Annotated in this window: 22 protein-coding genes; 14 read left to right on the top strand and 8 right to left on the bottom strand. The window is 65.4% G+C overall.

The window, feature by feature from the left end; genetic code table 11:
* Window position 1: 1 nt before the first annotated feature.
* The 5 genes from C6W88_RS07745 to C6W88_RS07725 are packed head-to-tail and all read right to left on the bottom strand — an operon-like array spanning window position 2 to window position 4,389.
* The gene (locus C6W88_RS07745) at window positions 2–853 is read right to left on the bottom strand and encodes a fumarylacetoacetate hydrolase family protein (RefSeq protein ID WP_108132044.1); all 852 of its coding nucleotides are present in this window, start codon (window positions 851–853) and stop codon (window positions 2–4) included.
* Entirely contained in the window at window positions 850–1,848 is a 999-nt protein-coding gene (locus C6W88_RS07740) for an aldo/keto reductase (RefSeq protein WP_108132043.1), read from the bottom strand. The genes C6W88_RS07745 and C6W88_RS07740 overlap by 4 nt, the downstream gene beginning before the upstream one ends.
* The gene (locus tag C6W88_RS07735; RefSeq protein ID WP_108132042.1) at window positions 1,845–2,636 is read right to left on the bottom strand and encodes an amidohydrolase family protein; all 792 of its coding nucleotides are present in this window, start codon (window positions 2,634–2,636) and stop codon (window positions 1,845–1,847) included. The genes C6W88_RS07740 and C6W88_RS07735 overlap by 4 nt, the downstream gene beginning before the upstream one ends.
* Window positions 2,636–3,070, bottom strand: coding sequence for an RbsD/FucU family protein (locus C6W88_RS07730; RefSeq protein ID WP_108132041.1), 435 nt, complete (start codon window positions 3,068–3,070; stop codon window positions 2,636–2,638). The genes C6W88_RS07735 and C6W88_RS07730 overlap by 1 nt, the downstream gene beginning before the upstream one ends.
* Window positions 3,067–4,389: an L-fuconate dehydratase gene (locus tag C6W88_RS07725; protein ID WP_108132040.1), complete on the bottom strand. Its 1,323-nt coding sequence runs from the start codon at window positions 4,387–4,389 to the stop codon at window positions 3,067–3,069. Before C6W88_RS07725 ends, C6W88_RS07730 begins: the two co-directional genes overlap by 4 nt.
* A gap of 98 nt (window positions 4,390–4,487) precedes the next feature.
* Between C6W88_RS07725 and C6W88_RS07720 the strand changes: the two genes are divergently transcribed.
* Window positions 4,488–5,216, top strand: coding sequence for a FadR/GntR family transcriptional regulator (locus tag C6W88_RS07720; protein ID WP_162816418.1), 729 nt, complete (start codon window positions 4,488–4,490; stop codon window positions 5,214–5,216).
* A gap of 27 nt (window positions 5,217–5,243) precedes the next feature.
* On the opposite strand, the gene fucP is transcribed toward C6W88_RS07720, so the two are convergent.
* The 3 genes from fucP to C6W88_RS07705 form a co-directional block, all read right to left on the bottom strand.
* Window positions 5,244–6,590 carry an L-fucose:H+ symporter permease gene (fucP, locus tag C6W88_RS07715; RefSeq protein WP_197037086.1) on the bottom strand — a complete coding sequence of 449 codons (1,347 nt, stop codon included), beginning with the start codon at window positions 6,588–6,590 and terminating at the stop codon, window positions 5,244–5,246.
* A 636-nt stretch (window positions 6,591–7,226) separates the two neighbouring features.
* A complete protein-coding gene (locus tag C6W88_RS07710) occupies window positions 7,227–7,478 on the bottom strand; it encodes a hypothetical protein (protein WP_108132038.1) in 252 nt (83 codons plus the stop codon).
* A gap of 162 nt (window positions 7,479–7,640) precedes the next feature.
* Window positions 7,641–9,269, bottom strand: a complete 1,629-nt coding sequence (locus C6W88_RS07705; protein ID WP_108132037.1) for a flagellin N-terminal helical domain-containing protein — start codon at window positions 9,267–9,269, stop codon at window positions 7,641–7,643.
* 634 nt (window positions 9,270–9,903) lie between these two features.
* Between C6W88_RS07705 and C6W88_RS21970 the strand changes: the two genes are divergently transcribed.
* The 13 genes from C6W88_RS21970 (at window position 9,904) to C6W88_RS07640 (ending at window position 25,986) form a co-directional block, all read left to right on the top strand.
* Window positions 9,904–13,896 carry a sensor domain-containing phosphodiesterase gene (locus C6W88_RS21970; RefSeq protein ID WP_108132036.1) on the top strand — a complete coding sequence of 1,331 codons (3,993 nt, stop codon included), beginning with the start codon at window positions 9,904–9,906 and terminating at the stop codon, window positions 13,894–13,896.
* Between the two features lie 128 nt (window positions 13,897–14,024).
* A complete protein-coding gene (locus tag C6W88_RS07695) occupies window positions 14,025–15,776 on the top strand; it encodes a PilZ domain-containing protein (protein WP_108132035.1) in 1,752 nt (583 codons plus the stop codon).
* 118 nt (window positions 15,777–15,894) lie between these two features.
* Window positions 15,895–17,298, top strand: a complete 1,404-nt coding sequence (gene fliD, locus C6W88_RS07690; protein ID WP_108132034.1) for a flagellar filament capping protein FliD — start codon at window positions 15,895–15,897, stop codon at window positions 17,296–17,298.
* Window positions 17,299–17,334: 36 nt separating this feature from the next.
* Entirely contained in the window at window positions 17,335–17,745 is a 411-nt protein-coding gene (fliS, locus tag C6W88_RS07685) for a flagellar export chaperone FliS (RefSeq protein ID WP_045994764.1), read from the top strand.
* Between the two features lie 16 nt (window positions 17,746–17,761).
* The gene (gene fliT, locus C6W88_RS07680) at window positions 17,762–18,190 is read left to right on the top strand and encodes a flagellar protein FliT (RefSeq protein ID WP_231498575.1); all 429 of its coding nucleotides are present in this window, start codon (window positions 17,762–17,764) and stop codon (window positions 18,188–18,190) included.
* Window positions 18,187–19,542, top strand: coding sequence for a flagellar hook-length control protein FliK (locus tag C6W88_RS07675; RefSeq protein ID WP_108132033.1), 1,356 nt, complete (start codon window positions 18,187–18,189; stop codon window positions 19,540–19,542). Before fliT ends, C6W88_RS07675 begins: the two co-directional genes overlap by 4 nt.
* A complete protein-coding gene (locus tag C6W88_RS07670; RefSeq protein ID WP_108132032.1) occupies window positions 19,539–19,829 on the top strand; it encodes an EscU/YscU/HrcU family type III secretion system export apparatus switch protein in 291 nt (96 codons plus the stop codon). The genes C6W88_RS07675 and C6W88_RS07670 overlap by 4 nt, the downstream gene beginning before the upstream one ends.
* A 290-nt stretch (window positions 19,830–20,119) precedes the next feature.
* Window positions 20,120–20,446 (top strand): flagellar transcriptional regulator FlhD, encoded by a 327-nt coding sequence (locus C6W88_RS07665; protein WP_045994768.1) that lies wholly within the window; start codon window positions 20,120–20,122, stop codon window positions 20,444–20,446.
* Window positions 20,443–21,030, top strand: a complete 588-nt coding sequence (gene flhC / locus C6W88_RS07660; protein WP_045994769.1) for a flagellar transcriptional regulator FlhC — start codon at window positions 20,443–20,445, stop codon at window positions 21,028–21,030. The genes C6W88_RS07665 and flhC overlap by 4 nt, the downstream gene beginning before the upstream one ends.
* Before the next feature lie 339 nt (window positions 21,031–21,369).
* Complete coding sequence (gene motA, locus C6W88_RS07655) at window positions 21,370–22,242, top strand: flagellar motor stator protein MotA (RefSeq protein ID WP_045994770.1); 873 nt, start codon at window positions 21,370–21,372, stop codon at window positions 22,240–22,242.
* The gene (gene motB, locus C6W88_RS07650; protein WP_108132031.1) at window positions 22,239–23,210 is read left to right on the top strand and encodes a flagellar motor protein MotB; all 972 of its coding nucleotides are present in this window, start codon (window positions 22,239–22,241) and stop codon (window positions 23,208–23,210) included. Before motA ends, motB begins: the two co-directional genes overlap by 4 nt.
* A 23-nt stretch (window positions 23,211–23,233) precedes the next feature.
* Entirely contained in the window at window positions 23,234–25,486 is a 2,253-nt protein-coding gene (gene cheA, locus C6W88_RS07645; RefSeq protein WP_108132030.1) for a chemotaxis protein CheA, read from the top strand.
* Window positions 25,483–25,986, top strand: a complete 504-nt coding sequence (locus tag C6W88_RS07640; RefSeq protein WP_108132029.1) for a chemotaxis protein CheW — start codon at window positions 25,483–25,485, stop codon at window positions 25,984–25,986. The genes cheA and C6W88_RS07640 overlap by 4 nt, the downstream gene beginning before the upstream one ends.
* Window positions 25,987–26,024: the final 38 nt, after the last annotated feature.

Genomic DNA, 26,024 nt, shown 5'->3' with positions numbered 1-26,024 from the left:
ATTAGCCCTCCCAGGCACGAAAGGTCTGACGCTGGCGGCCCAGGCCGTCGATCTCCACCTCGACCACGTCGCCCGGCTTGAGGTAGTCGAAGCGCCCCGAGACCGCCACCCCTTCGGGAGTACCGGTGGAGATGACGTCGCCGGGCTCGAGCTGCATGTACTGCGACAGATCGCGCACGATCTCGGCGCAGCCGAAGATCATGTCCGAGGTGCGGGAGTCCTGGCGCGGCTCGCCGTTGACCCAGGAGCGCAGGCCCACATTGGCGGGATCGAAGGCGTCGGCGGTCACGATCCAGGGGCCCAATGGCATATAGCCCGGGCTGCACTTGCCCTTGCTCCACTGGCCGCCGGAGACCTCGAGCTGGAACTTGCGCTCCGACAGGTCGTTGGCGAGCACATAGCCACCAATATGACTGGCCGCTTCCTCCAGCGAGTCGCAGTAGCTGGCGGTGCTGCCGATCACGATGGCGAGCTCGACCTCCCAATCGGTCTTTTCCGAACCGCGCGCGATGGTGACGGTGTCGTCGGGGCCGGCGACGGTGTTGGGCGTCTTGAAGAAGACGATGGGTTGCTTCGGCGGCTCGGCGCCGGACTCGGCGGCGTGGGCGGCGTAGTTCTGGCCGATGCAGATCACCGAGCCCACCGCCGCCACCGGCGAGCCGTGGCGTACCTCGTCGGCAAGCTCGACGGCGGTCAGCCGTCCGGCGTCCAGCAGCCGGCGAAGGCGCGCCACGCCGTTGTCCTTCCAGAAGCCTGGCCCGAAGTCGCCCACCGGCGAGGCGTCGTAGAGCACGCCTTCGACCTCGACCAGCGGCATCTCGTTACCCATCGTTCCACGGCGCAACAGCTTCATGTGTTCTCCTTCAGCAGGCCTCGCGCCTGCAGTTCGTTCCAGAAGGCCTCGGGGATATCGCACGAGGCCAGTGCATGATTTCGCTTCACCTGCTCAGGCGAGCGCATTCCCGCCATGACGTTGACCACGGCAGGGTGGCGCCACGGAAAGGCCAGCGCCGCCGCCGGCAGGCTGACGCCGTGGGCTCGCGCCACCGCGGCGAGTTCGCGGGCACGCTCGAGCACCGCCTCTGGTGCCTGGCCGTACTCGTACCAGGCGTCGGCGGGAGGCTCGTCACGCGCCAGCAGGCCCGAATTGAAGGCGCCGACGGCGACCACTCCGACCTGGTGTTCGAGACAGGCGGCCATCAGTCCTGTCTGTTCCTGCTCCAGCAGGGTGTAGCGACCGGCCAGCATGATCAGGTCGGGCCTGGCCTGATCGACGAAGCGCTTGAGCATGCCGGCGTCCTTGGAGCCCACGCCCCAGGCCGCGATCCTGCCCTGCTCGCGCAGGCGTTCGAGCTCGGGTACTGCCCCCGTCAGGGCTTCCTCGAAGCGGTCCGTGGGCTCTTCCGGGTCATGGATCCAGAGGATGTCCACCGACGTCATGTCGAGGCGCGCAAGCGAGGCCTCCAGGCTCTGCCTGACGCCCTCGGCGGTGTAGTCACGCCGCCGGGTCAGGTCATCGGCCACGTGGAAGCCGTTGGCCTCGTCGCTGCCCTGGGGGGAAGGATTGGGTTCCAGCAGGCGCCCCACCTTGGTGGAGATGACGTAGTCGTCCGGCGAGCGTCCCTTGAGCGCCTTGCCCAGACGCTGTTCGGACAGCCCGAGCCCATAGTGGGGGGCCGTGTCGTAAAACCTCAGCCCCAGCTCCCAGGCGGTGTCCACGGCGGCCAGGCAGTCCTGTTCAGGGGTGACCTTGCCCATGTTGCCGAACTGCGCCGCACCGACGCCGAGGCCTTCGAAGGCACGGCGCAGCTTGGACGGCAGACGGCTGGCAATCGGCGATGTCGTCATCGGGCATCCCTCCTGTGATAAATGTTCAAGGCGTTGTCTTCGGCGACGGCCTGGCGCTTTTCTGCGGGCACCCGCGCCAGCACCCGCTCGCACCAGTCTTTCGGGTCCTGACTGATCGGGCTATCGCTGCCAAGCAGGCAGCGCTCGGCACCGAAGGTCTCAAGCGCGACGTCGACGATGTCTGGGGCGTGGCGCTCGAGTTCGTCGGCGTCGCGGCACTCCGCCGGCAGCCCGGACAGCTTGCAGTGGACCCTGTCGAGTTCGGCCAGGCGCGCCAGATTGCACTGCCAGGCCTCTCGCGCGACGCCATCACGCGGGTTCGGCTTGCCCATATGGTCGAGTACCACCGTCAGCTCCGGCACTTGTTCGAGCAACGCCAACAGGCGCGGCAGCTCTCGGTCCCTGACGCAGGCATCGAAGGGCAGGCCCCAGTCGGCCAGACGCTTCAGGCCCTCGACCAGGGCCGCCGAGTCAAACAGCTCCCGGTCCTGCAGCAGGCGTCTGACGCCGACCACCTGGGGCACCTCGGCCAGACTCGCCAGCGCCCGCTCGGCCTGGGGAAGCTCCAGCGCGACGCTCGCCACCACGCCGTGGACCCGCAGGTCCCGCTCGGCCAGCGAGATCAGCCAGGCGGCTTCCTCGGCGGGGTCCGGGGCGTCGGCCTCGACCAGCACGTAGCGGCGGTCCTGACCATCGGGAATCGGCGCCCTGGCGGGCAGGCCCGCACCGGCGAGCCAGGGAATCCGCACCGCACCGGTGTCCCAGACGTGAAGGTGGGTATCGATCATCACGGAACGCCTATGGTCAGCAGAAAGTTGGAGTAGGGGCGGCACTCGCCGGTGGCCACCACCAGGCACACCTCGGGGCCGCGGCAGGCGTCATAGAAGGCCCAGCGATCCAGGCTCGACCAGGCGATCTGCTGGCCTCCCCCATGTCGGTGGTCGGCCAGCCGCTGGCGGCACTCGAGCACGGATTCGGAGGCGCCGCCCTCGGCGTTGGCCATGTAGGTGACCTCTTCCAGAAACACCGTCTGGGCCAGCGTCTCCATCACCGACAGCACCGGCACCATGCCCTCGCACAGGTTGAGGTAGACCCGGCTCGCCGCTGGCGGCGCACCGGTCGAATGCGGATAGAGCGCGTCGGCCACCAGCACCCTGGCACCATGTCCGGCGGCGGCCAGGCCCTTAAGCAAGGGCGGATTGAGCAGCGGCCCGCGGATCATGCCGGCACCGCCTGGCGCCGACGGGTCCACTCGGTGCCGTTCGGCCAGGCCCAGGCCGCCAGCGTCTCGGCCTTGATCTCGGCGGAATACCCCGGTTCACGCGGCAATGTATAGGCGCCATCTCTCACGACGCAGGGGTCGACGAAGTGTTCGTGCAGGTGATCGACGAATTCGGCCACCCGCCCCTCTACAGGCCCCGACACCGCGATGTGGTCGATCATCACCAGGTGATTGACCAGCTCGCACAGCCCCACCCCGCCGGCGTGGGGGCAGACAGGCTTGCCGAACTTCCTGGCCATCAGCAGCACCGGGATGATCTCGTTGACGCTGGCAAGGCGGCAGGAGTCGATCTGCACGTAGTCGACCGCGTTGGCCTGCAGCAACTGCTTGAACAGCACCCGGTTCATGCCGTGCTCGCCGGTGGCGACGCCGATGCCGAGCGGGCGCACGCCATCGCCGATGCTGCGATGCCCCAGCACGTCATCCGGGCTGGTGGGCTCCTCGATCCACAGAAGGTCGTGATGGGAAAGCGCCTCGACCCGCTCGATGGCCTCGGGCACCTCCCAGATCTGGTTGGCGTCGATCATCAGCGCCACGTCGGGGCCGATCACCGAGCGGGCGATCCCCAGGCGACGCTCGTCGTCCTCGGGATTGGCGCCGACCTTGAGCTTGATATGGCGGTAGCCATCGTCCATCGCTTCCCGGCACAGGCGGGCCAGCTTCTCGTCCGAATAGCCGAGCCACCCCGCCGAGGTGGTGTAGCAGGGGAAGCCCTGCTCGCTCAGCTCGGCGATGCGCTCCTGCTGGAAGGGCCGCTGTTCCTTGAGCATGGCCACCGCCTCCTCGGCGCTCAGCACGTCACCCAGGTAGCTGAGATCCAACTGCTCGACGAGCACCTCCGGCTCCATCTCGCAGACCAGACGCCACAGCGGCAGCCCCGCATGCCGGGCCGCCAGGTCCCAGACGGCGTTCATCACCGCCGCCCGCGCCAGGTGCACCACCCCCTTGTCCGGGCCCAGCCAGCGAAGCTGTGAATCCGCGGCCAGTTCACGATAGACCGCTCCCGGGGACCGGCAGACCTCGGCCGCGTCCCGGCCGACCAGCGGCTGGGCGAGAGCCTCCATGGCCTGCAGGCAGATCTCGTTGCCACGACCGATGGTGAAGGTGAAACCGCACCCATAGAGCGCGCTGTCATCGGTGACCAGCCTGAGATAGGCCGCCGAGTAGTCGGCGTCCTTGTTGACCGCGTCGGAGCCGTCGCTGCTGTCCGAGGTGGGAAAACGCAGATCCACCAGTTCGATTGAGGTGATGACGGACACGTATCGTCCTCCAGATTCATCAGATGTATTAAAGTGCTGCCGAAGTTTTCGATAGAATGGCGGGATTCGATCACCCCTTCCGAGCCGGAGCCCCTGCCATGACGCCGCCGCCCCCGTCCGACAGCGACCAACGCCGCCCCTCCCAGTACGAGGTGGTGGTGCAAGGCATCCAGGAGATGATCGTCTCCGGTGAAATCGCCTCCGGCGACCGCCTGCCCGTCGAGTCGATCCTCGCCACCCGCTTCGCTGTCTCGCGCAGCTCGCTGCGTGAAGGGGTCAGGGCGCTGGTCGCCATGGGCATCCTCGAGACCCGCCAGGGCTCCGGCACCACCGTTACCTCGCTGGACCCGGGGCTGCTGCTGAAGCCCCTGGAGTTCTGGGCGGGCATCCAGGCCGGGACCTCGTCCCGCGACCTGCACAATGTGCGCCAGGCGCTGGAGGTGGAGGCCGCGGCGGTGGCGGCGCTGCGCCGAACCGACGAGGACATCGAGCGCCTGAAGGCCGTACTGGCCGAGGCCGAGCCCGCCATCCAGGCGCTGGACCACGAAGGTGCCATGGCCGCCGACCTGGAGTTCCACCTCAGCCTGGCGAGGATTTCCCGCAACCCCGTGCTGGTCGCCCTGCTCGAGGCACTGTCGCGGCCGACCCTGCGGATGCGGCTGTGGCAATCGATCCACCTCGGCGGTCGTATCGCCATCACCCACCAGGAGCACCTGGCCATCCTCAATGCCGTCGTCGCCGGCGACCCCAGGGGCGCCCATGCCGCCATGCAGACTCACCTCGCTCAGGTCGCCGTGGTGCTGCGGGACACCCCCGATTCGCGTTGAGGCGCTGCCAGTTCAAGAGACGCCAGCTCAGGCCAGATCACCCTCGTTGCTGGTCTCGGGCCGCGGATGACGCTGCACATAGACACCGAAGGCCACGATCACCGCGAAGCACACCGCCACCACCAGGTAGCTGATCTGGGCCGAGGTGATATCGATCAGCCAGCCCTGGGCCAGCGGCACCAGGGCACCACCGACGATAGCCATCACAAGACCGGCGGCGCCGTACTTGGTGTCCTGCCCCAGCCCTTCCAGCGAGATGCCGTAGATGGTGGGGAACAGCAGCGAGATACAGGCGCTCAGCAGCACCAGGGCCACCGCCCCGATCAGGTTGCCGCTGAACACCGCCACCAGCGACAGCGCGACACCGAGCACGCACATCCCGGTCATCAGCTTGCGCGGGTCCACCCGACCCATGACACCGACCATGACGAAGCGCGACACCAGGAAGACCAGCAAGGAGGCCTGCAGCCAGTAGCCGGCCTCTTCACTGCCGACGCCCAGCGCCTCGGTCACGTAGTGGATGGTGAAGGTCCAGGTACAGGTCTGGGCGGCCACGTTGAAGAACTGCGCCACCACCCCGAAGGCGTAGCGACGGTTGCGCACCAGCCGCCCGAGACGACTCCCCGACAGCGCCACCGTCTCGCTCTTGCGGTCCGCCATCAGCGCCTCGTGGCGCGGCACCCGCACCATGGCGATGGCGATCGCGATCACCACATAAACCAGCGCCAGGGTGATGTAGGGGCCCATCACCGCCTGCAATTCCGCCGACTGCATCTCGGCCAGCGCCTCCTGGGTCAGCGAGGCGCGCTGCTCGGCGGTGGCCGGATTGACGTGGGGCAGGATAAACACCGCGGCCAGCAGCACCCCCAGGTTCGACCCCACCGGGTTGAAGGACTGGGCGAAATTCAGCCGCCGAGTGGCGTTCTCGCGCGGGCCCATCGCCATCACGTAGGGGTTGGCGGAGGTTTCGAGGATCGACAGCCCGGCCGCCAGGGTGAACAACGCCACCAGGAACATCGAGTAGGTCATCATCTGGGAGGCCGGCATGAACAGAAGCCCCCCGGTGGCCGCCAGCAAGAGGCCGATCAGCACGCCACCCTTGTAGCCCAGGCGCGAATTGATCCAGGCCGCCGGGATCGCCAGGGCAAAATAGGCGCCGTAGTAGGCGAACTGCACCAGCGACGCCTGCAGCGCGCTCATCGAGAACACCGAGCCGAACACCGACACCAGGGGATCGGTCAGGTTGCCGGCGAGCCCCCAGGCGGCAAAGCAGGTGACGATCAGCACAAAGGGCAAGGTCATGCCCCTGTGCAGAAAGGAGGACTTTTCCGGCGCCGACTGTTGCTCAGCCGCCGCGGTAGAGGATGCATCCACAAGTGACTCCTTGTATGTATTTGTAAGTGGTTATCGAGACAATTGATCAGATGAATTTAGCTAGTGAGGGAGAAACTAGTCGAGGAGCCACGTGAATACAAGGAATGACGAATAAGACAAACGTCTTAGGAGACTCGGCGAAAAATATTACAAAGCACTGTTTTAAAGGATTTTTTGTCGCCACAGCGTGGAGCAGAAAAAGCACAAGGAGGGAGCAGCACCAGGGGGCCCAGGCGAATGGCTTAGGCGTCGCCCGCCGACCTTCGCGAGAGATAGATACGATGAATAGGTCAGCCCGGCTGCCTATCGCTATGGGGGGGGGGCGAAAGAGGAGAGAAAGAGGAGAGAGAGGGGGAGAAAAGACAGGGGCGCGAGAGGACAGGGCCTGAGTAGAGAGCGAGAGAAGAGAGGGTGCAAGAAGAGTGGGAAGAGAAGCAGGGATGCAGAGGCGTCACACTGGGGCGGGCAAAGGCTCGAGGAGCGCAGACACTTTTCAGACAAGCCCTAAGCTTTGTACGAAAAGCCGGCGAGCGATGGTTAGACAAGGCAAAAATCGTTGAGAAAGCGCAGTTTACGAGGTGTAAATGAGCATTTTGACCCGATTTTTAACGCCGTATTACCGAGCGCAGGCACTTTTCAGGCAAGTCGCAATGCCAGCTCCGCCTGCCCCACCATAGCCTGCCGATGAATATCGAGCAGATGGCGGTAGTCCTCGCCCATGGCGTCCTGCATGCCCGTCGCCTCGAAGCGCTCGATCAGATCGCTGGCCCAGGCCACCACCTGCTGATACCGAGCAAGCGCATCCAACAGGGCCTCATCGGAGACAGCCTCCACAGGACCTTCGACCAGGACATCCTGCGAAACACTAAACGGGTTGACGCTATTCATTGGTGGCTCCTGTCGTTGGAACTACCGCAGCCGGAACTGCTGTAGCAAGGTTGGCCGGGCCTATAAATGCCGACAGGCGCCAGAGGCGCCTGTCGGGGTTGGGCCGCAAAGCAGCGGCCCGCGGAGGAGCACGTCAGCCGAGGGCTGACAACCCACCTAGCTTTAGCCCAGCAGAGACAGCACGGACTGCGGCACCTGGTTGGCCTGGGCCAGCACGGAAGTACCGGCCTGCTGCAGGATCTGGGCGCGAGTCATATTGGCCACTTCTGTTGCATAGTCAGCGTCTTCGATACGCGAACGTGCAGCGGACAGGTTGGTCTCGGTGGTGCTCAAATTGGTGATTGCAGACTCGAAGCGGTTCTGAATGGCACCAAGGTCAGAGCGCAGAGCATCAACTTCGCCTAGGGCTGAGTCGAGAGCTTCAAGCGGCTTTGCAGTGCCTGTTTCCTGCAGCAGGTCAGTATCAAACTTCGTCGCGCCGCGAGTAGCCGTACCATTGTAAGTAGCATTCAAAGTCGCTCCATAAAGGTCACCTTCATGCTCGACTACGGTGGCCACATCACCGTCCGTCTGCAGTGCATACTGAACTTTGTTTCCATCCCCATCTTCTTGGATAGAAACATTTCCGCTAGTTGCATCCACAGCTACTGCATAAACAGTACCGTCTTCCATACGGACGCCATACTTTCCTGAAGCGTCGCCATTCTTGTCAAGAATCTCATGAACATTGTGGTTTTGACCATCAATATTCACAGCAAGGTTACTATCATTTTTTGCCAGCAGTTCTGTTGCTTCTGCTTTTGCAATCCCACCTGTTAGATCAACTTTTTGGGCATTGCCGGAACCATCATCAATAAAGGCAGTTGCTTTTCCGTTAAAGACAGCAACTTGGACGTCAGTAAGCGTTCCGCTATCATTCTCAACTTGTACTTTTTCGTAACCGCCAGTTCCGTCCTGCTTCAGCAGTTGTATTTTATTGCTGCCATCATCGTCTTGAGCGACGAAGTAATCTCCGCCATCAATTTTCACGCTGTAAACTGCCTTATCGGTGCCAGTTACAACGCTAGTTTTATCACCTGTGTCTGTTGCTGTTATCCCAGTGGCATCATCAAAGTAAGACTTGGTAGCAGCATCGTTAGCGAGCGGTGCAGCGCTGTAGTTTGTTCCATTGGTATCAAAAGCAGTGTCGTTCCCAACCGCTACGTTGGTAACATTTGAAACATCACTTTTCTTAGCAATTGAGTCTGAGAACTCGATTTTTGTTTCAGAAACGCTGAAATTTTCGAGGCCCAAAGTTTCGGCATTGATTTTCTTGAGATCAATGCTGATTGTTTCGCTATCATTGGCACCCACCTGAATCTTGAGGCCAGTATCTTCCTGCAAAACCTTGACCCCATTGAAGCTGGTTTCTTCAGAGATACGGTTGATCTCGTTCAGACGCTGACCAATTTCGTTCTGGATGGAGGTCAGGTCTTCCTCAGAGTTGGTGCCGTTCTGGGCCTGAACCGTCAGTTCACGAACGCGCTGCAGGTTGTCGTTGATCTGGTTCAGCGCACCTTCTGTAGTCTGAGCAACAGAGATACCGTCGTTGGCGTTACGCTGGGCCTGGGACAGACCGGTGATCTGGCTGCTCATGCGGTTGGCGATGGCCTGGCCGGCGGCGTCGTCCTTGGCGCTGTTGATGCGCAGGCCGGAGGACAGGCGCTCCATGGAGGTGGTCAGGGCGCTCTTGGACGCGTTGAGGTTCTGCTGACCAATCATGGAAGTGATATTGGTATTGATCACGGACATGGTGTCATCCTTCCTTAAAGAGTTGGGCTCCATTGGCGGACCGTCTTGGCCTGCCGCAACGGCGCCGTTGGCCGTTACCCTCTTTATCGGTGGCTCGCCGAAAAGCTTTAGCCCTGGCCTGCAAATTTCTTTGGAAGGCTCTTGCTTGACCGCCTGCTGGGCCGTCTACGGCTGCTTTTCACCGGGTCTGCACCCGCTCTCCATCAGGTCTGCATCAGGCCTGCGCCTGCTCTTTACCGGCTCGCTACCCGCCTCCCATCGGGTCTGTGACTGTTCTGCATGCTTTCCTGTGCCTTCTTTGTGCCTATTCGCTGACGCATCTTCTCTACGGTTGTCCCCCTCTCGCCCTTGCTGGACGCTGACTCTGGTGGTGGATGCTGACATCAGGGGCTAGCACTCGCGGTTGATTGAGGTATGTTGAAGACTGTTTTGGTGCCATTTCGAGCAAACGCGTCCAGGGATACCGGACCGCCCGTCCAAAGGCGCCTTTGCCTCGGGCGGTAGACGCACCACGGTGGCCGCTATCAACGCTGTCGCCTGCCATGCTGTGAGGATGGCGAGTCTTCGTCATAGCGTCGGAAGGACAAGGAAATGAGCGCCCGGAAGCAGGGTCGCCAAGGGGGTCGTGGGTAGGATGCCGTTTAGACTGCGCGATGTGGCGGAAGATGCCTGGCTGCTGATGGCCTCCAGCGGACTGCTGATGGTCGGCGCTGCGGGTCTCGCCGCCTGGTTGATCCACCCGGTGGAACAGCCGCTGCTGGTCCCCGATGTGGCGCTGGCAAGCCTCGCTGGCGGCGGCGGCGTTCTGCTGCAGGTACTGCGCAGACCGCGTGGCCGCAGCGTCTGCGGCCTGATGATGCTGCTGCTGGCGCTGTACGCCATCGTCCATGACCTGGTCGCCAGCGGCCCTGCCGACGTGCAGTCGCTGCTGACCGGCGGTCCGCGCATGACCAGCTGGGCGGGCCTGGCGATGCTGCCGGGCTGCGTGGCCCTGATGATCGGGGTGGAGCATCGCCAGGGCTCCTTCTGGTGGCGGTTGTCGGGGGGGCTGCTGCTGCTGATCGGCGCGATCTTTACCGTCTGGCTGGTGATTCCTGGCCAGGCACCCAAAGTCTGGGAGGTGACCCGCAGCACCTCGCCCATGGCGGTGTGTCTGCTCTACCTGATCGCCGGCCCGGCCTCGCTGGTGGCTGCCTCACGCCCGCCCAACCGCCCGCTGCGCCTACAACGCGCCAGCATCGCGGTGGCCTGTGCCGGGGTACTGCTCAGCAGCCTGGCCTGGCTGTCGCTCAACCATGTGCGCCAGAGCCACGTCCAGCAGGACGCCGCCAATACCCTGACCAACATCGAAGAGCGCGCACGCGGCCAGATGGCGCTACACCAGCGCTGGCTCGACCGCCTGGCCAACCGTGCCGGCGAGCAGACGACCGACGCCAATACCCTGGCCGACGTCATCACCTTCTATCTGCGAGACGTACAAAGCCTGGAGAGCCTGGCGCTGTATCGCGGCGACCAGCGGCTATGGCTGCGCTCACGGCGTGCTCAGGACAGCGTCTGCCGCTTGAGCGAGGCACTGCCCAGGCCGGCCCGCGGCGAACTACGGCTGGAGTTGCCCGACAACCCGCTGGCGACGTCGGCACGCATGGTCAGGACCCTGGCCGATGACGACCTGCGCCTGGTCGCCTGCATCGATCTGCCCGGCACCCTGGCCCCCAGTAACCGCAGCGTTGCCGACCGCACCCTGCTGGCCGTCACCGACAGCCAGGGCGTCTGGTGGTGCGGTTTTGGCGAAGACACCTGGCAGGTCAAGGACCCGACCCTACCCAGACTGGCCGAGCAGACCCTGGAGCTGGACGGGCGCACCCTGTCCCTGCGTGCACTGCCAGGCCCGGACAGTGACTGGTGGCTGGCGGGTAGCCTGCCGGCGCTGATCACCCTGATCGGGTTGATCATGTCCTACAGCCTGGCCATCAGCCTGTCGTTGATGCGCACCCTGCTGTGGCAGACCCAGAGCCTGGTGGCCGCCCAGGACCAGCTCGAAAGCTACCAGGGCATCCAGTCGATGATCGCCCGAGAGGCACCACTGACCGAGACCCTGGAGGCCTGCTGCAGGCTGTTCGAGGGCCACCTCCCCAATGCCATCGCCACCGTGTTGACGCTGGACCCCGGCGGCGAGACCCTGAGCCTGACCGCGGGCCACAGCCTGCCGTCTGAGATGGCACCACTGCTCGCCAGAACCCCGGTGGGCGGCACCTTCGGCACCTGGGCCAGCGCCGCCGCGGCGAGGGCCCCCCGGGCCAGCGACGACATCACCGAGGACCCGGCCTGCGCCGGCGTGCACCCGCGCCTGCGCGACGGCGAGTTGATGGCCTGCTGGGCCTATCCGGTCGTCGCCAGCGATGAACGTCTGCTGGGGGTGGTCAGCCTGTTCTTTCGACACTCGCCGGCACAGCAGGCGGAGCACAGCCGACGTATCGAGCGCTGCCTGGAGCTGGTCGCCCTGGCGGTGGAGCGCGACCAGGACCGCCAGGCGCTGTTCCAGAGCGAGCAGCGCTACCGTTCGCTGTTCACCTACAACCCCGACGCCATCTACTCCCTCGACCACGAAGGCATCTTCGTCGCCGCCAACACCACCTGCTCGACCCTCACCGGGGTACCCCTGGGTGACATCCTGGGGCGGCACTACGAAGTCTTCGTCAAGGAATCGGATCGCTCCTGGGTGCGCGACGCGGTGCGCAAGACGCTCAAGGGCGAGGTCACCCGCTACACCCTGCCCATCACTACTCCGCTGGGCAGGCGGGTAATGGACATCACCAACCTGCCGATCATCATCGACGGCGACATCAGTGGAACCTTCGGCATCGCCAAGGACGTGACCGAGCGCCACGCCCAGGAGACCCAGCTGCGCATCCTGCAGCGCAGCGTCGAGGCCAGCATCAATGGCATCGTGATCGCCGATGCGCGCTCGCCGGAGCTGCCGATCATCTACGCCAACCCGGCCTTCATGCGCATGACCGGCTATCCGGAGGAAGAAGTGCTGGGGCGCAACTGTCGCTTCCTGCAGGGTGAGGAGAGCGATCCACAGGTGGTGGCACGTATTCGCCGCCAGCTGGCAAACCACAGCGAAGTCCGCGCCACCCTGCTCAACTACCGCAAGAACGGCGAGGCCTTCTGGAACGACCTCTACATCTCGCCGGTGATGGACACCGATGGCGAGGTCTCTCACTTCGTCGGCGTCCAGCACGACATCTCCGAGCACAAGGCCTACGAGGAAAGCCTGGCCTACCATGCCAGCCACGACGCCCTGACGGGCCTGGCCAATCGCGCCCTGTTCGAGGATCGTCTGCGCCACGATTTCGCCCTGGCCAAGCGCCAGTCCCACCACCTTGGCGTGCTGTTCATCGACCTGGACGAGTTCAAGCCGATCAATGACAGCCTCGGCCACGACGTCGGCGACAAGGTGTTGATCCAGGTCGCCCAGCGGCTCACCGAGGCGCTCAGGCCCGGGGATACCGTGGCCCGCTTCGGCGGCGACGAGTTCGTGGTGCTGCTGCCGGACCTCGACGAGCCCGAGCAGGCGGTGACCCTGGCCGAACGCCTGCTGCCGAAGGTGGCCCAGGCCTACCGGGTCGGCGAGCATGAGCTGCACGTTACCGCCAGCATCGGGGTGGCGGTGTCCAGCGACGTCACCATCGAACCGATGCAGTTGCTGCAGCAGTCCGACATGGCCATGTACCAGGCCAAGCACCAGGGACGCAATGCGCTGCAGCACTTCAGCCAGGACATCACCTGGGGGGTAAACGAGCGGGTGGCGATGCGTCATGACCTGCAGGCCGCCATCGACGGTGAGCAGCTACGCCTGCACTACCAGCCGGTGTTCGACAACCACCGGGCGATCATCGGGGTCGAGGCGCTGTTGCGATGGGAACATCCGGTACGCGGCCAGGTGCCGCCCCAGGACTTTATCGCCCTGGCCGAGGAGACCGGCCAGGTCATCGCCATCAACCACTGGGTGCTGACCCGCGCCTGCAGCGACCTGCAGCTCCTCAACGAGGCCGGCCTCGAGGGCCTGGCGGTGGCGGTCAACCTGTCGCCGCTGCAGTTCCGCCGGGCCAACTTCCTCGAGACCGTACGCGACACCCTGAACCTGACCGGCATCGAGGCCCACCAGCTCACCCTCGAGCTGACCGAGGGCATCCTGATGCACGACACCCCGAACGCCATCGAGACGCTGCAGTCGCTGCGCGACATGGGTGTCGAGGTGGCCATCGACGACTTCGGCACCGGCTTCTCGAGCCTTGGCTACCTCAAGCACCTGCCGGTCAGCACGGTGAAGATCGATCGCACCTTCGTCCAGGGGCTGCCGGACAACCAGGAGGATGGCGCCATCCTTCAGGGGATCATCGCCATGGCCCACCACCTGGAGTTGATGGTGGTGGCCGAAGGCATCGAGCACGAGGCCCAGCACGAGTTCCTGCTGCAGCATCATTGCGACGCCTTCCAGGGCTTCCACCTGGCCCACCCCATGCCCTTCGAGCGCTTGACCCGCTTTCTCGGCGAGCATCGCCTGGCCAGCCAGCGCGATGCCATCGACCGCTCCCGGCGCAAGCGTCACTCCCAGGCCTGAAAACGCTTGATCGGTGTCACGCCCCCGCCGAGTGTCTAGCCTGAACAAGGTTGTCAGCCTAAAGATCCGGCACATTCTGCCGATACTCCGAGACAACGTATGCCAGATGTCGTCGAGGAGTCCCGCTGGTGCCGGACCAACAAGAATTCGAGGAAGTACGCGCCCCCCAGGAAATCGCCAGGCTGCTGGACTGCTTGAGCGGCCCCCAGGGGGCCGCACTGGCGTGGGAGGAAGGCAATGGAACGCCGACACCGGTGCTGCTGATGGAGATTGCCCCGGGGGAGTCCATCACCCTGGACATCACCGCGGTGGAGGGGCTTCACCGCCAGCTTAAGCAGGGCAAGTCCTTTCGTCTGGTCGGCTACTGCGAGGGCATGATCACCCGCACTCCGGCGATCACGGCCGCGGACGGAGAGGTGACCACGGCGCCGAGTGAGGCGGAGCTGTCGCGGGAAGTCAGCCGCGCACCTGGGCAGGGCGTGCCGCTGCGCCGGCTGTGGCGCTGCCCCTACCCGGACCAGCTGGAGCGGCTACAGCGCCGTCAAAGCTTTCGCGCGCGCCTGCGCCTGGGCATGGCCGCCGAGGCGGTGCTCAGAGACGGCGACAGCCAGGACTTGCACGGCGACCTGATCGATCTGTCGGTGGACGGCTGTCGCCTCGACCTCCCCCGCACCGCCGCTCCTGTGCTGACCAACAGAGAGCTGCCGGTGCCGCTGGAGCTGGGCTTTCCCGATGGTACCCGTCTGGCGCTCCAGGCCGTCGTGCAACATCATCGCTTCGACCCCGAACGGCGGCTGGTCGAGGCCGGCTTTCGCTTCATCGGCGTCGGGGCCCACCAGGATCGCACCCTGTGGAAGCTGGTACGCGAGGTCGAACGCGAGGCCGCGCGCATCGCCGAAGGGGTGGATTCCAGGCGTCCGCCATCGCCGCTGTTTCAGCCACCGGCAGGGCGCCGCGGCCCGCGCCTTGGCCGTCGCGAGGCGGAAGCCTACCCCACCGTCATGACCCAGCGGCTGTCCCGCGTAGCCGGCTACCTGCACGCCCAGGCGATGGAGCTGATTCAGGGCGGCTGCATCCACGGCCCGCGCCTGTCGCGCCAGGCCGACCACCTGCTGGCCCTGTACGACGAGGACCGCGACGGCGTGCTGTTCGCGCTGAGGTTCCTGACCCGCGAGTCCTGGCCGGTACGCCACGGCCTGTCGGTGGCGATCCTGTTGATCGATCTGCTGGAAGACAGCCTGCCCGGCGAGTTGCGCAAGTCCATCGTCGCCAGCGCCATGATTCATGACCTGGGCAAGGTGCTGCTGCCCGAGCCCCTGCGCCTGACGCCGACCTTCGGCGACGCCGAACGCAATCGTCTGATCCAGCACGTGGGCTGGCTGCGCGAGCGCCTCAGCCACTGCGCCTGGATCAACGCCTCGGTGTTCGAGGCCACCGCCTGCCAGATCAACGAGCGCCTCGACGGCAGCGGCTATCCCGCCGGCATCCGCGACGACGAGCTACGTGAGCTGGCCCGGGCCAGCGCCGTGGTCGACGCCATCGATGCCATGCGTGCCCAGCGCCCCGACCGTCCGCCCTGGCGTCTCGCGGCGATCTACCGCTACCTGCTCGACCACCCCGACAAGTTCGACACCAGCTGGGTCAAGCGCTTCATCCGGCGCTTCGGTCTGTACCCGATCGGCTCGCTGGTGCGCTTTGACGACGCCTCGCTCTGCTGGGTACTGGCGCTGGACGACCAGGGCCGGCCCTCGCGGGTACAGCGCATGGCCGGCAAGCCGCCCAGCCAGGTCCCGCGGGAGCCGCTGATCGGCCCGCTGGTGGAAGGCGAGACGCTGGCCGCGCTGGGCGAGATCCAGGCCGAGGTGATCATCGGCGCCTGACGCTCAAGTCCGATGAGCACCCGCCGATAACCCGATATACCAAGCACAAGGACGCCTGTTCGAGCCACTGGCCTGCCGGCGTTCTGTCACACTGCCCCCATCACACAGGAAGGACGACATGGCCTCGATCTCATCGCTCGGCATCGGCTCCGGTCTCGACCTCAACGGGCTGCTCGATCAGCTCGAGGCGGCGGAGCAAAAGCAGCTGGAGCCCATCGTGGCCCAGCAGGCGAGCTATCAGGCCAAGATCTCCGCCTACGGCACCCTGGAAGGCGCGCTGAACAGCTTCCAGGAGGCGGTCGACAAGCTCGGCGACCCGGCGCTTTACCAGAGCCTGTCCAGCAGCGTCGAGGGCGAGGGTATCAGTGCCAGCGCCAGCGAACTGGCGAGCCCCGGCCGCTACGACGTCGAGGTGACCCGGCTGGCCCGAGCCCAGAGCCTGGCCAGCGACGGCTTCGACGCCAGGGACAGCGAGCTGGGCGCCGGTACCCTGAGCCTTACCGTGGGTGGCGAAGACGTCAGCATCAGCCTGAGCCAGGAAGACAGCACCCTGGAGGGACTGCGCGACGCCATCAATGACGCCGAGGCCGGCGTCAGCGCCTCGATCATCAACACCGGCGACGCCGACAATCCCTACCGTCTGGTGCTGTCGAGCGACAAGACCGGCGCCGAGGCGTCGATCAGCGCCGTGAGCTTCGTGCCGGATGACGCCGCCGATACCGAGCTGCAGGCCAAGCTGGCGTTCGACATCTCAAGCCCCGACCCCGACGACACCGGCGCCGGCATGCACCAGTCGGTGGCCGGTGAAGACGCGGCACTGACGGTCAACGGCATCGCCATCACCAGTGCCTCCAACAGCGTCGAGGGGGCCATCGAGGGCGTCGACCTGACCCTGACGGACGTCGGCGAGACCACGGTCAAGGTTGAGTACAACAACCTGGCCCTGCGTGAGGCGGTCAGCGGCTTCGTCGACAGCTACAACGAGCTCAAGGACACCATGGGCACGCTGACCAGCTTCGACGCCGAGAGCGGTGCCTCGGGCGAACTGCTTGGCGACGCCACCCTGCGCAGCATCGAATCGCGGCTGCGCGGCACCCTGTCCGGCGGCGTGGCCCAGGGTGACTTCCGCACCCTCAGCGATATCGGCATCACCCTGCAGCTCGACGGCACCCTTGAACTCGATGACGAGCGCCTGGACGAGGTCATCTCCAGCGAGCGCGGCGACCTGGCCGACTTCTTTACCGGTGGCGAGGACGGGGTAGGTCTTGCCGACAGCCTCGACGACACCCTGGGCGCCATCCTCGATGACGGCGGCCTGCTCGACAATGCTACCAGCGGGCTCGAGACCCGCATGGAAAGCCTCGACCGCCAGTACGAGCGCACCGAGCAGAGCATCGATGCCACCGTGGAGCGCTACCGCAGCCAATTCGGACAGCTGGACAGCATGATCGCCAGCATGAACCAGACCAGCAGCTACCTGACCCAGCAGTTCGATGCGCTGAACGCCCAGCTGAACCAATAGCCCTGAGCCCGCCAGACCCAGCCGAGGAGACAACCAATGACTCAAGCACAGGCCACCTATGGCCGCGGCGCCGGCGCTTACGCCCGCATGGGGGTGGAGAGCGGCGTGATGTCGGCCAGCCCCCACCAGTTGATCGTGATGCTGTTCGACGGCGCCCAGGCGTCGATTCGCGCCGCCCGCCTGCACCTGGAAGACGGCAATATTCCGGCCAAGGGCGCCGCCATCTCCAAGGCACTGGATATCGTCAACAGCGGCCTGCGTGCGGTGCTGGACGGCGAACAGGGCGGCGAGGTGGCACTGCAGCTCGACAGCCTCTATGACTACATAGCGCGCCGCCTGCTCGACGCCAACCTGCGCAACGACGCCAGTGGCCTCGACGAAGCCGAACGCCTGATCGAGGATATCGCCTCGGCCTGGCGCGAGATCGGCACCACCACCCACTCCTGAGCGCTTGAGGTCCTAGATGCCACCGCTTGCCGAGTACCACGGCCCAGATACCCAAGGCCCCCTGCTGTCTCGCTACGAGGCACTGCTGGCGATGACCGAACGGATGCTGTCGCTGGCCGCCGACCACGCCTGGGACGAGCTGATTGCTATTGAGGGCGACTATGTCAGCCAGGTTGCCGCTCTCGACAGCGCTGCACGTGATGGAGCGACACTCGATGGCGCGGCACCGATGGCAAGCCTCGACGCCGACGAGCGCCAGCGCCTGGGCAGCCTGCTGGAGGCCATTCTGGTCAATGATCTGGCGCTGCGAGAAAAGCTGGTTCACCGCCGCGACGAACTCGGCGAACTGCTCAAGGTGTCGCGCAACCAGCAGGACCTGCACCGCGCCTACGCCGGTGGCCGGGTGGTCAACGCCGGCACCCGCTTTCGACGCGAGACGCCGTGAGCGGCATCACACCGCTGATCGATACCCTGCTCCACCAGGTGCTGGGCAAGCGTGTCGACGTGCCCCCGACCAAGGACCCCAACGCCCCGGTCCAGCCGGTGGACCCGGGACGGGGGCCAGGCGCGGTCCATAGCGACTCGCGCCTGGACGCACGGCGGCCCCAGCAAGCCGCCGCCACCACCGGCCAGCGCCCGGCAACACCGAACGCCGAGGTCCCCACCGACAGCGATCGTCCCGCCTCCACCATCACCCGCTTGAGCGCACCGGGTGCTCGCATCGCCGAGCTGCTGGCGCGTTTTCCGGCGCCGCCCTCGGCGCTGACATCGACGGGTCCCCTGCTGACGGCGAGCCCCGCCCAACAAGCGGCCCCGAGCGCGTCGCCGTCGACGCTAGGCGCCACACACGGCGCCCCGGCCACCACGGCAACCAGCGCAACGGCCGGGCTGGCCACTGGCCCGTCGGGGCCCGCCGTCACGATGCTCGCCGAGCGCCTGGGCGAGCGCGTGCGCGACAGCGGCCTGTTCTACGAGTCCCACCTCAATCGCTGGTTTCACGGCAACCTGGACCGCGCCCAGCTGGCACGGGAGCCCCAGATGTGGCGCGCCCTGGTGTTTCGGCCAATGGCCAGCGAGGCGAATGCTCAGACCTCTGGGCACTCCCCCGCTTCAGGCCCTGGTCGGCTCTCTACTCAAGCGGGCGCAATGGCCGGGCAACCGAGCGCTCAACCGAGCTCTCAACTGGGCTCTCAACCGAGCTCTCGACAGAACATGGCGCCCGCCTTCCCGCTGGCGCCCTGGCGCAGCTCCCAGCCGGCCGGCTATCTGCCCAGCCTGGCGACGACAATCGCCGCCAATGCCCAGGGCGCCCAGGGCGTCTCGAGCACGTCGGACGATGCCGCCGCCGCCCGTCGCGAGGGCGCATCCCCAAGCGGCGTCCACGAGAGCCTCGCTCCGCTGGTGCGCCACCAGCTCGAGATGCTGGCCACCCCGGTGCTGCGCTGGGAAGGCGATGTCTGGAGCGGACTGTTCATGGCGCTCGCCATTCATCCGCCGCAACGGGAGCCGGATCATCAAGGCGGCGGCAAGGGCCGCGACGACAGCAAGGACGAGGAACACGCCTGGCGCACCGAGCTGGAACTGGAGCTGGCCGAACATGGCTCGCTCAGGGTGTCCGCGCTGCTCGGTGAAGAGCACCTGAGCCTGCGCCTGGCGACGTCCGCCGAGGGCCTGAGGGATCGACTCGAGCAAGGGCGCGAAACACTGATACAGCGCCTTGAGGGTCATGGCTTCGCCCGGGTGGAGCTGACCATCACCGAAGGTGACAGCAGGTCTGCCGAGGAGCTTCCCAAGTGAGCGATGACCAACCCACCCCCTCGCGCCGCCATGCGGTGGCGCTGAGCTATGGTGAAAATGATCAGGCACCGAGGGTGATCGCCAAGGGCTACGGCGATATCGCCGAGCGCATCATCGACGAAGCTCGCCGCCAGGGCATCCACGTCCACGACGAACCGGCGCTGGTGGGCTTGCTGATGCAGCTCGATCTGGACGAGCAGATCCCCCCTCGTCTCTACCAGGTGATCGCCGAATTACTGGTGTGGGTGGGCGAGCTAAATGCGAGCGACTCGCGAAACAGAATGTAATAAAATGCACAAGGCTAATTAAACTTGGGTTTTTTTGGCGTCGTAAATATCGGTTTTCTTTGAATATTCACTTTTCTTGATACACATCAAACGGACACCGTTGAAGCTTTTTCCTCCCTCCTGGCTTGCGCCACACTGATAGCAATCGACAATACCTCGAATGGTGGACACGGACCTGACACTTAAACGTCAAAAAGTTCCGATAGTGTCCGTCCGCACCTATTCAGGTATATCGGCAATACCTAAAGCTGGCGATGATCAGCAAAAAAAACGATCAAGGCAGGGAACCCATGAGCAATCAGTCACTGATCGACGAGATTCAGGAGTTGAATCTTGCCTATCTTCTACTGGCCCAACGTCTGTTGGCCGAAGACCGCACCACCGCCCGTCTACGTCTGAACATCAGCGAAGAACAGGCTGAGCTGCTGGAAAGCTTCAATGCACGCCAGCTGACCCGGCTGTCACGCACCAACCAGCTGCTCTGCCAACTGGGGCTCGGCTCCACCGAGCAACTGCGTCAGGTGGTGGACAACCCGCGGGAACAGGGCCTGGCTCACCTCCACTCCTCGCTGTTGATGGCCTGCAGCGCGGCCTCTACCGGAGGCGCGCTGACATGAGCACCAAGAGCCTGGTCCAGGAGATGCATCAGGTGCAGCTCGCCATCGACCTGATCGAACTCGGTGCGCGTCTGCAGGTCCTGGAAACCGAGACCGACCTCAGTCGGGCCCGCCTGATCCGGCTGTTCAAGGAGGTCCGCGGCATGTCACCGCCCAAGGGCATGCTGCCGTTTTCCACCGACTGGTTCATCACCTGGCTGCCGAACATCCACTCGTCGCTGTTCTATGCCTTCTATCAGCGCCTGCAGGACCAGGGATGCGAGCGCATGGAGGCCTTCGTCAAGGCCTACCGGCTGTACACCGAGCAGATCGACATCGACGCCGCCGAGCCGGTGCTGGGGCTGACCCGGGCCTGGACGCTGATCCGCTTTTTTGAAAGCGACCTGCTGCAGTTGACGCCCTGCACCCGCTGTCATGGCAACTTCGTGGCCCACGCTCACTCGCCGAGCCACGACTACGTCTGCGGCATCTGCCAGCCACCGTCCCGCGCCGGCAAGACCCGCCGTCGCCAGGCGCAGAAGGACGAGGCCGCCAAGGCGGCAGAGACGCCAGCGATTGCAGGGCCGGTCAAGCATCTGGCTTGACCCCTCTTTACCACCGCAGGCCGCAGGGTGACTCCTCGTCGGAGCGCCCTGTGGCAGTCCAGTCCGCGGTTATCCGCCCTGTTTCACTCTCCCTACTCACTTCTCGCTAGGCCCCACCCCCACCCCCTCGCCCTCTCACTCTCTTACCCTCTCTTTCTCCGCTCTCTACCTCTCTACCTCTCTACCTTCACTCTGTCTTTACTCTCTCCCCCTTCTTCCTTGGGCCCACCGATCCTGCATATTTTTTCGTTGAACGGTGATTTCACGGCTCAAGTCTGGCGCCGGCACGCCGATAACTGAAGCAGAACGTCTTCCACGTCTCTGCAAAGGATAGTCGTCGTGCTGATACCTATTGGATTCGCGGTCGTGCTGCTGTCGGTGTTCGGGGGCTTCGTGCTCTCCGGCGGCAGCCTCGGCCCGCTGTTCCAGCCGACCGAACTGCTGATGATCGGTGGCGCCGGCGTTGGCGCCTTCATCGCCTCCAACCACGGCAAGGCGCTCAAGGCGACCTTCCGCATCTTTCCTCGTCTGAGGCGCTCCAAGCGCTACGACAAGGCCATGTACATGGAGCTGATGGCGTTGCTTTACCGGCTGCTGGCCAAGGTGCGCCGCGACGGCATGCTGGGCATCGAGCGCGACATCGACAACCCCGCCGAAAGTGCGCTGTTCAGCGAGTACCCCAAGGTCGTCGCCGACCCGATGATCATGAACTTCCTGACCGACTACCTGCGCCTGATGGTGGCCGGCAGCATGGACCCGATGGAAATCGACGAGCTGATGCTCCACGAGATCGAGATGTTCGAGCAGGAGGCACATATTCCTGCCGACGCCATCGCCAAGGTCGGCGATTCCATGCCCGCCTTCGGCATCGTCGCCGCGGTGATGGGGGTGGTGAAGGCGCTGAGCGTCACCGCCGCCGATCCCGCCGAGATGGGGGTGATGATCGCCCACGCCCTGGTCGGCACCTTCCTCGGCATCCTGCTCGGCTATGGCTTCATCAGCCCGCTGGCCTACCGCATCGAACGCCAGACCGGCGAGTCGATCAAGATGCTGCAGTGCCTGAGGGTCACCCTGCTGGCCAGCCTGCACGGCTATCCGCCGCAGCTGGCGGTGGAGTTCGGCCGCAAGGCGCTGCACACCAGCGAACGCCCGAGCTTCAAGGAGCTCGAGGACCATGTGCGTGACGCCAAGGCCAGCGCGGGGGCCGCATGAGCAGCCCCAACCAGCGCCGACCGATCATCATCCGCCGCAAGAAGGTGGTGCATCGCCACCATGGCGGTAGCTGGAAGATCGCCCTGGCTGACTTCATGACGGCGCTGATGGCGCTGTTTCTGGTGATGTGGATCCTGTCTTCAGCAAGCCGCGAGACCCGCGAGGGAGTGGCCGACTACTTCAGCATGCCGCTGCTGGCCGCCATGACCAATGGCGACAGCGTGGCCATGAGCCCCCAGGTCATCCCCGGCGGTGGGCCCGACGTGACCAGCCAGCAGGGCGAGCGCATGCGCATCGACCTCAAGCGCCAGACCCGCCCCAGCGAGCAGCAACGGCGCGCCTTCCGTGACCTGCAGCAGCGCATCGAGCTGGCCATCCAGCAGGACCCCAGCCTGCGCGGACTGCGTGACCAGCTGCGCTTCGACATGACCCAGGAGGGGCTGCGCATCCAGTTGCTGGACGACGAGCAGCGGCCGATGTTTGCCCTCGGCAGCGACCGCGTGGCGCCCTACCTGCGCAATCTGCTGCGCACCATGGCGCCGCTGCTCAACGACCTGCCCAACGACCTGAGCATCAGTGGCCATACCGACAGCCTGGCCTACCTGAACGGCCGGGGCGGCTACAGCAACTGGGAGCTTTCCTCGGACCGCGCCAACGCCTCGCGCCGCGAGCTGCTCGATGGCGGCCTCGAGGGCGACAAGCTGCTGCGGGTGGCAGGCCTCGCTGACCAGGTGGTGATGCCTGGCACCGACGCCGATGACCCGATCAATCGACGTATCGAACTGGTGGTGCTGTTTCCCAGCGTCGCCGAGCTGATTCGCCACCCCGGCACCCTCGATCCGCGAGCCCCCAGGCCCGCCAGGGGAAGCGGTGAGGCCCAGCTCGCCGGTCCCCTCGAGGACATCGAGGCACGCTTTCACACCGCCCTGGCCAATTCCCCAGCGTCGCCGCCAGACGAGCCGCACTGAACCAGAACAAGGGTGACACAGGCATGGATATCACCGACTTCTACGACACCTTCTTCGAGGAAGCCGAAGAACTGCTGGCGGACATGGAACGCCATCTGCTGGAGCTGGATCCAGCAGCGCCGGACACCGAGCAGCTCAACGCCATCTTCCGCGCCGCCCACTCGATCAAGGGCGGCGCCGGTACGTTCGGCTTCGAGATCCTGCAGCGCACCACCCACCTGTTCGAGAACCTGCTCGACCATACCCGGCGCGGCGAGCTGCGCCTTCGCCCCGACATCGTCGACACCTTTCTGGAAACCAAGGACATGCTCAACGACCAGCTCGACGCCTACCGCAACGAACAGGCGCCGGACCAGGAGGCCTACGAGCGCATCTGTCAGACCCTGAAGACCCTGGCACTGGAGGAGATTGGCCAGGCGTTGGACGGTGGCGCCGAGCCTGCGGCACCTGCGGCGGCGGCAGCGGCTGATCCGGCCCCCGCCCCGGCGGCGACGGCTCCGCCCGCCGACTCGCCCGCGGATCAGGCCGCCACCAGTGAAGCGCCGGCACAGGACGACGGCACGGCCCTGGTGGTGGCGCTGATCGGCGTGGCCGACAAGGACCGCGAGCTTCTGGTGGAAGAGCTGGCCCAGCTCGGCGAGGTGCTGGAGCGACGCGGCGACGCCCAGCGCCATGAGGTGGTGCTGTCCACCAGCGTCAGCGCCGAGGATATCGAGGCGGTGATGTGCTTTATCGCCGAGGCCGACCAGGTCGAGATACGTCCCTGCCAGAGTGTCGCTGGCACAGCCCCTGTTACCGGCACTGACAGCGCCCCGGAAAGCGCCGGCGACAGCGCCGGCGACAGCGCAGAAAAAGCCCCCGACGCCCCAGCCCCTGCCGCCGAGCCAGCCCCTGCGGCGCCCGGCTCGGATGCGGGCAGCGCCGCTGCTGCCACTGCTGCTGTCACGACCGCCGCCGCTGCTGCCACGACCGCGGATGCCGGCTCGCCCCCGCCGCGCCAGCAGCGCAAGGCCAGCACCAAGCCGGTCAAAGAGGCCAGCTCCATCCGCGTCTCGGTGGACAAGGTCGACCAGATCATCAACCTGGTCGGTGAGCTGATCATCACCCAGTCGATGCTCGACCAGACCGTCAGCGAGCTCGACGCCGCCGCCGATCCGCGCCTGCTCAACGGCATGAGTCTGTTGCAGCGCAATGCGCGGGATCTGCAGGAGGCGGTGATGTCGGTCCGCATGGTGCCGATGGACTACGTCTTCAGCCGTTACCCAAGGCTGGTCCGCGACCTGGCCTCCAAGCTCGACAAGGACGTGGAGCTGACCACCGAGGGCGAGTCCACCGAGCTCGACAAGAGCCTGACCGAACGCATCATCGACCCCCTGACCCACCTGGTGCGCAACAGCCTGGACCACGGCATCGAGTCGCCCGAGGCGCGCCTTGCCGCCGGCAAGCCGGCGACCGGACGGCTGACCCTGTCGGCCCAGCACCAGGGCGGCAACATCCTGATCGAGGTGATCGACGACGGCGCCGGCCTGGACCGCGAGCGCATCCTGGCCAAGGCCCGCGAAAGCGGCCTGAACGTCTCCGACGCGATGAGCGATGACGAGGTGTGGCAGCTGATCTTCGCCCCCGGCTTCTCCACCGCCGCCCAGGTCAGCGACGTGTCCGGCCGCGGGGTCGGCATGGACGTGGTCAAGCGCAACATCCAGGCCATGGGCGGTCACGTCGAGATCCTGTCGCGCCAGGGCCAGGGCACCACCACCCGCATCGTGCTGCCGCTGACCCTGGCGATCCTCGACGGCATGTCGATTCGGGTCGGCGAGGAGACCTTCATCCTGCCGCTGTCGGCGGTGCTGGAGTCGCTGCAGCCCTCCCGCGACAACCTCTACGCCATGGCCGGCGACGACCAGGTGCTGCAGGTGCGCGACGAGTACCTGCCGGTGGTGGCGGTCCATTCGGCGCTGGACGTGGCCAACGCCCGCACCGAGATCACCGAGACCATCGCCGTCATCGTCCAGGGCGAAGGGCGCCGCTACGCCCTGCTGGTGGACGACCTGATCGGCCAGCAGCAGGTGGTGGTCAAGAATCTGGAAACCAACTACCGGCGGGTGCCGGGCGTGTCCGCCGCCACCATCCTGGGTGACGGCAGCGTGGCGCTGATCCTGGACATCGCCGACCTGCACCGCCTCGACCGCGAGAAGAAACAGCGACGCCACCACGATACTCGCGGCGCCCACCTTTTGCCTGAATCCCAGCCCCTGACGGAGGACCTTTCAGCATGAACCAGCACACCGATCTGGCCGCACAGGCGGCCACCGACCTGAGCCATCGTGAATTCCTCGTGTTCTCCCTGGGCGACGAGGAATACGCCATCGACATCCTCAAGGTCCAGGAGATCCGCGGCTACGAGAACGTCACCCGCATCGCCAACGCCCCGGCCTTCATCAAGGGCGTGACCAATCTGCGCGGGGTCATCGTTCCCATCGTCGATCTGCGCATCAAGTTCCGCCTGGAGCGGGTCGAGTACGGCGGCCAGACCGTGGTGATCGTGGTCAACGTGGGCACCCGCGTGGTGGGCATCGTGGTCGATGCGGTGTCCGACGTGATGACCCTGGCCCCGGAACAGATCAAGCCGGCCCCGGAGTTCGGCGTGACCCTGTCGTCGGACTACCTGAGCGGCCTGGGCAGCCTCGAGGACCGCATGCTGGTGCTGGTGGACATCGACAAGCTGTTGACCAGCGACGAAATGGCCCTGGTCGAACACGCCGGTGACAGCGCCTGACCCCTTCTGCTCCCGATCTATCCGGTCCCTGGACCCTT

It is taken from the genome of Halomonas litopenaei, assembly GCF_003045775.1.
GTDB classification, from domain to species: Bacteria; Pseudomonadota; Gammaproteobacteria; order Pseudomonadales; family Halomonadaceae; genus Halomonas; species Halomonas litopenaei.
Note: the sequence above shows the minus strand (reverse complement) of the source record. Positions and strands in the feature narration are given on the sequence as shown.

Bases quoted from the DNA above. Each gene is read 5' to 3' on its own strand.
- C6W88_RS07705 (WP_108132037.1), bottom strand. From the start codon at position 9,269: ATGTCCGTGATCAATACCAATATCACTTCCATGATTGGTCAGCAGAAC.
- C6W88_RS07745 (WP_108132044.1), bottom strand. From the start codon at position 853: ATGAAGCTGTTGCGCCGTGGAACGATGGGTAACGAGATGCCGCTGGTC.
- fliD (WP_108132034.1), top strand. From the start codon at position 15,895: ATGGCCTCGATCTCATCGCTCGGCATCGGCTCCGGTCTCGACCTCAAC.
- C6W88_RS07735 (WP_108132042.1), bottom strand. From the start codon at position 2,636: ATGATCGATACCCACCTTCACGTCTGGGACACCGGTGCGGTGCGGATT.
- flhC (WP_045994769.1), top strand. From the start codon at position 20,443: ATGAGCACCAAGAGCCTGGTCCAGGAGATGCATCAGGTGCAGCTCGCC.
- C6W88_RS07730 (WP_108132041.1), bottom strand. From the start codon at position 3,070: ATGATCCGCGGGCCGCTGCTCAATCCGCCCTTGCTTAAGGGCCTGGCC.
- fliS (WP_045994764.1), top strand. From the start codon at position 17,335: ATGACTCAAGCACAGGCCACCTATGGCCGCGGCGCCGGCGCTTACGCC.
- C6W88_RS21970 (WP_108132036.1), top strand. From the start codon at position 9,904: ATGCCGTTTAGACTGCGCGATGTGGCGGAAGATGCCTGGCTGCTGATG.
- motB (WP_108132031.1), top strand. From the start codon at position 22,239: ATGAGCAGCCCCAACCAGCGCCGACCGATCATCATCCGCCGCAAGAAG.
- C6W88_RS07665 (WP_045994768.1), top strand. From the start codon at position 20,120: ATGAGCAATCAGTCACTGATCGACGAGATTCAGGAGTTGAATCTTGCC.
- C6W88_RS07710 (WP_108132038.1), bottom strand. From the start codon at position 7,478: ATGAATAGCGTCAACCCGTTTAGTGTTTCGCAGGATGTCCTGGTCGAA.
- cheA (WP_108132030.1), top strand. From the start codon at position 23,234: ATGGATATCACCGACTTCTACGACACCTTCTTCGAGGAAGCCGAAGAA.
- C6W88_RS07640 (WP_108132029.1), top strand. From the start codon at position 25,483: ATGAACCAGCACACCGATCTGGCCGCACAGGCGGCCACCGACCTGAGC.
- fliT (WP_231498575.1), top strand. From the start codon at position 17,762: ATGCCACCGCTTGCCGAGTACCACGGCCCAGATACCCAAGGCCCCCTG.
- C6W88_RS07720 (WP_162816418.1), top strand. From the start codon at position 4,488: ATGACGCCGCCGCCCCCGTCCGACAGCGACCAACGCCGCCCCTCCCAG.
- C6W88_RS07740 (WP_108132043.1), bottom strand. From the start codon at position 1,848: ATGACGACATCGCCGATTGCCAGCCGTCTGCCGTCCAAGCTGCGCCGT.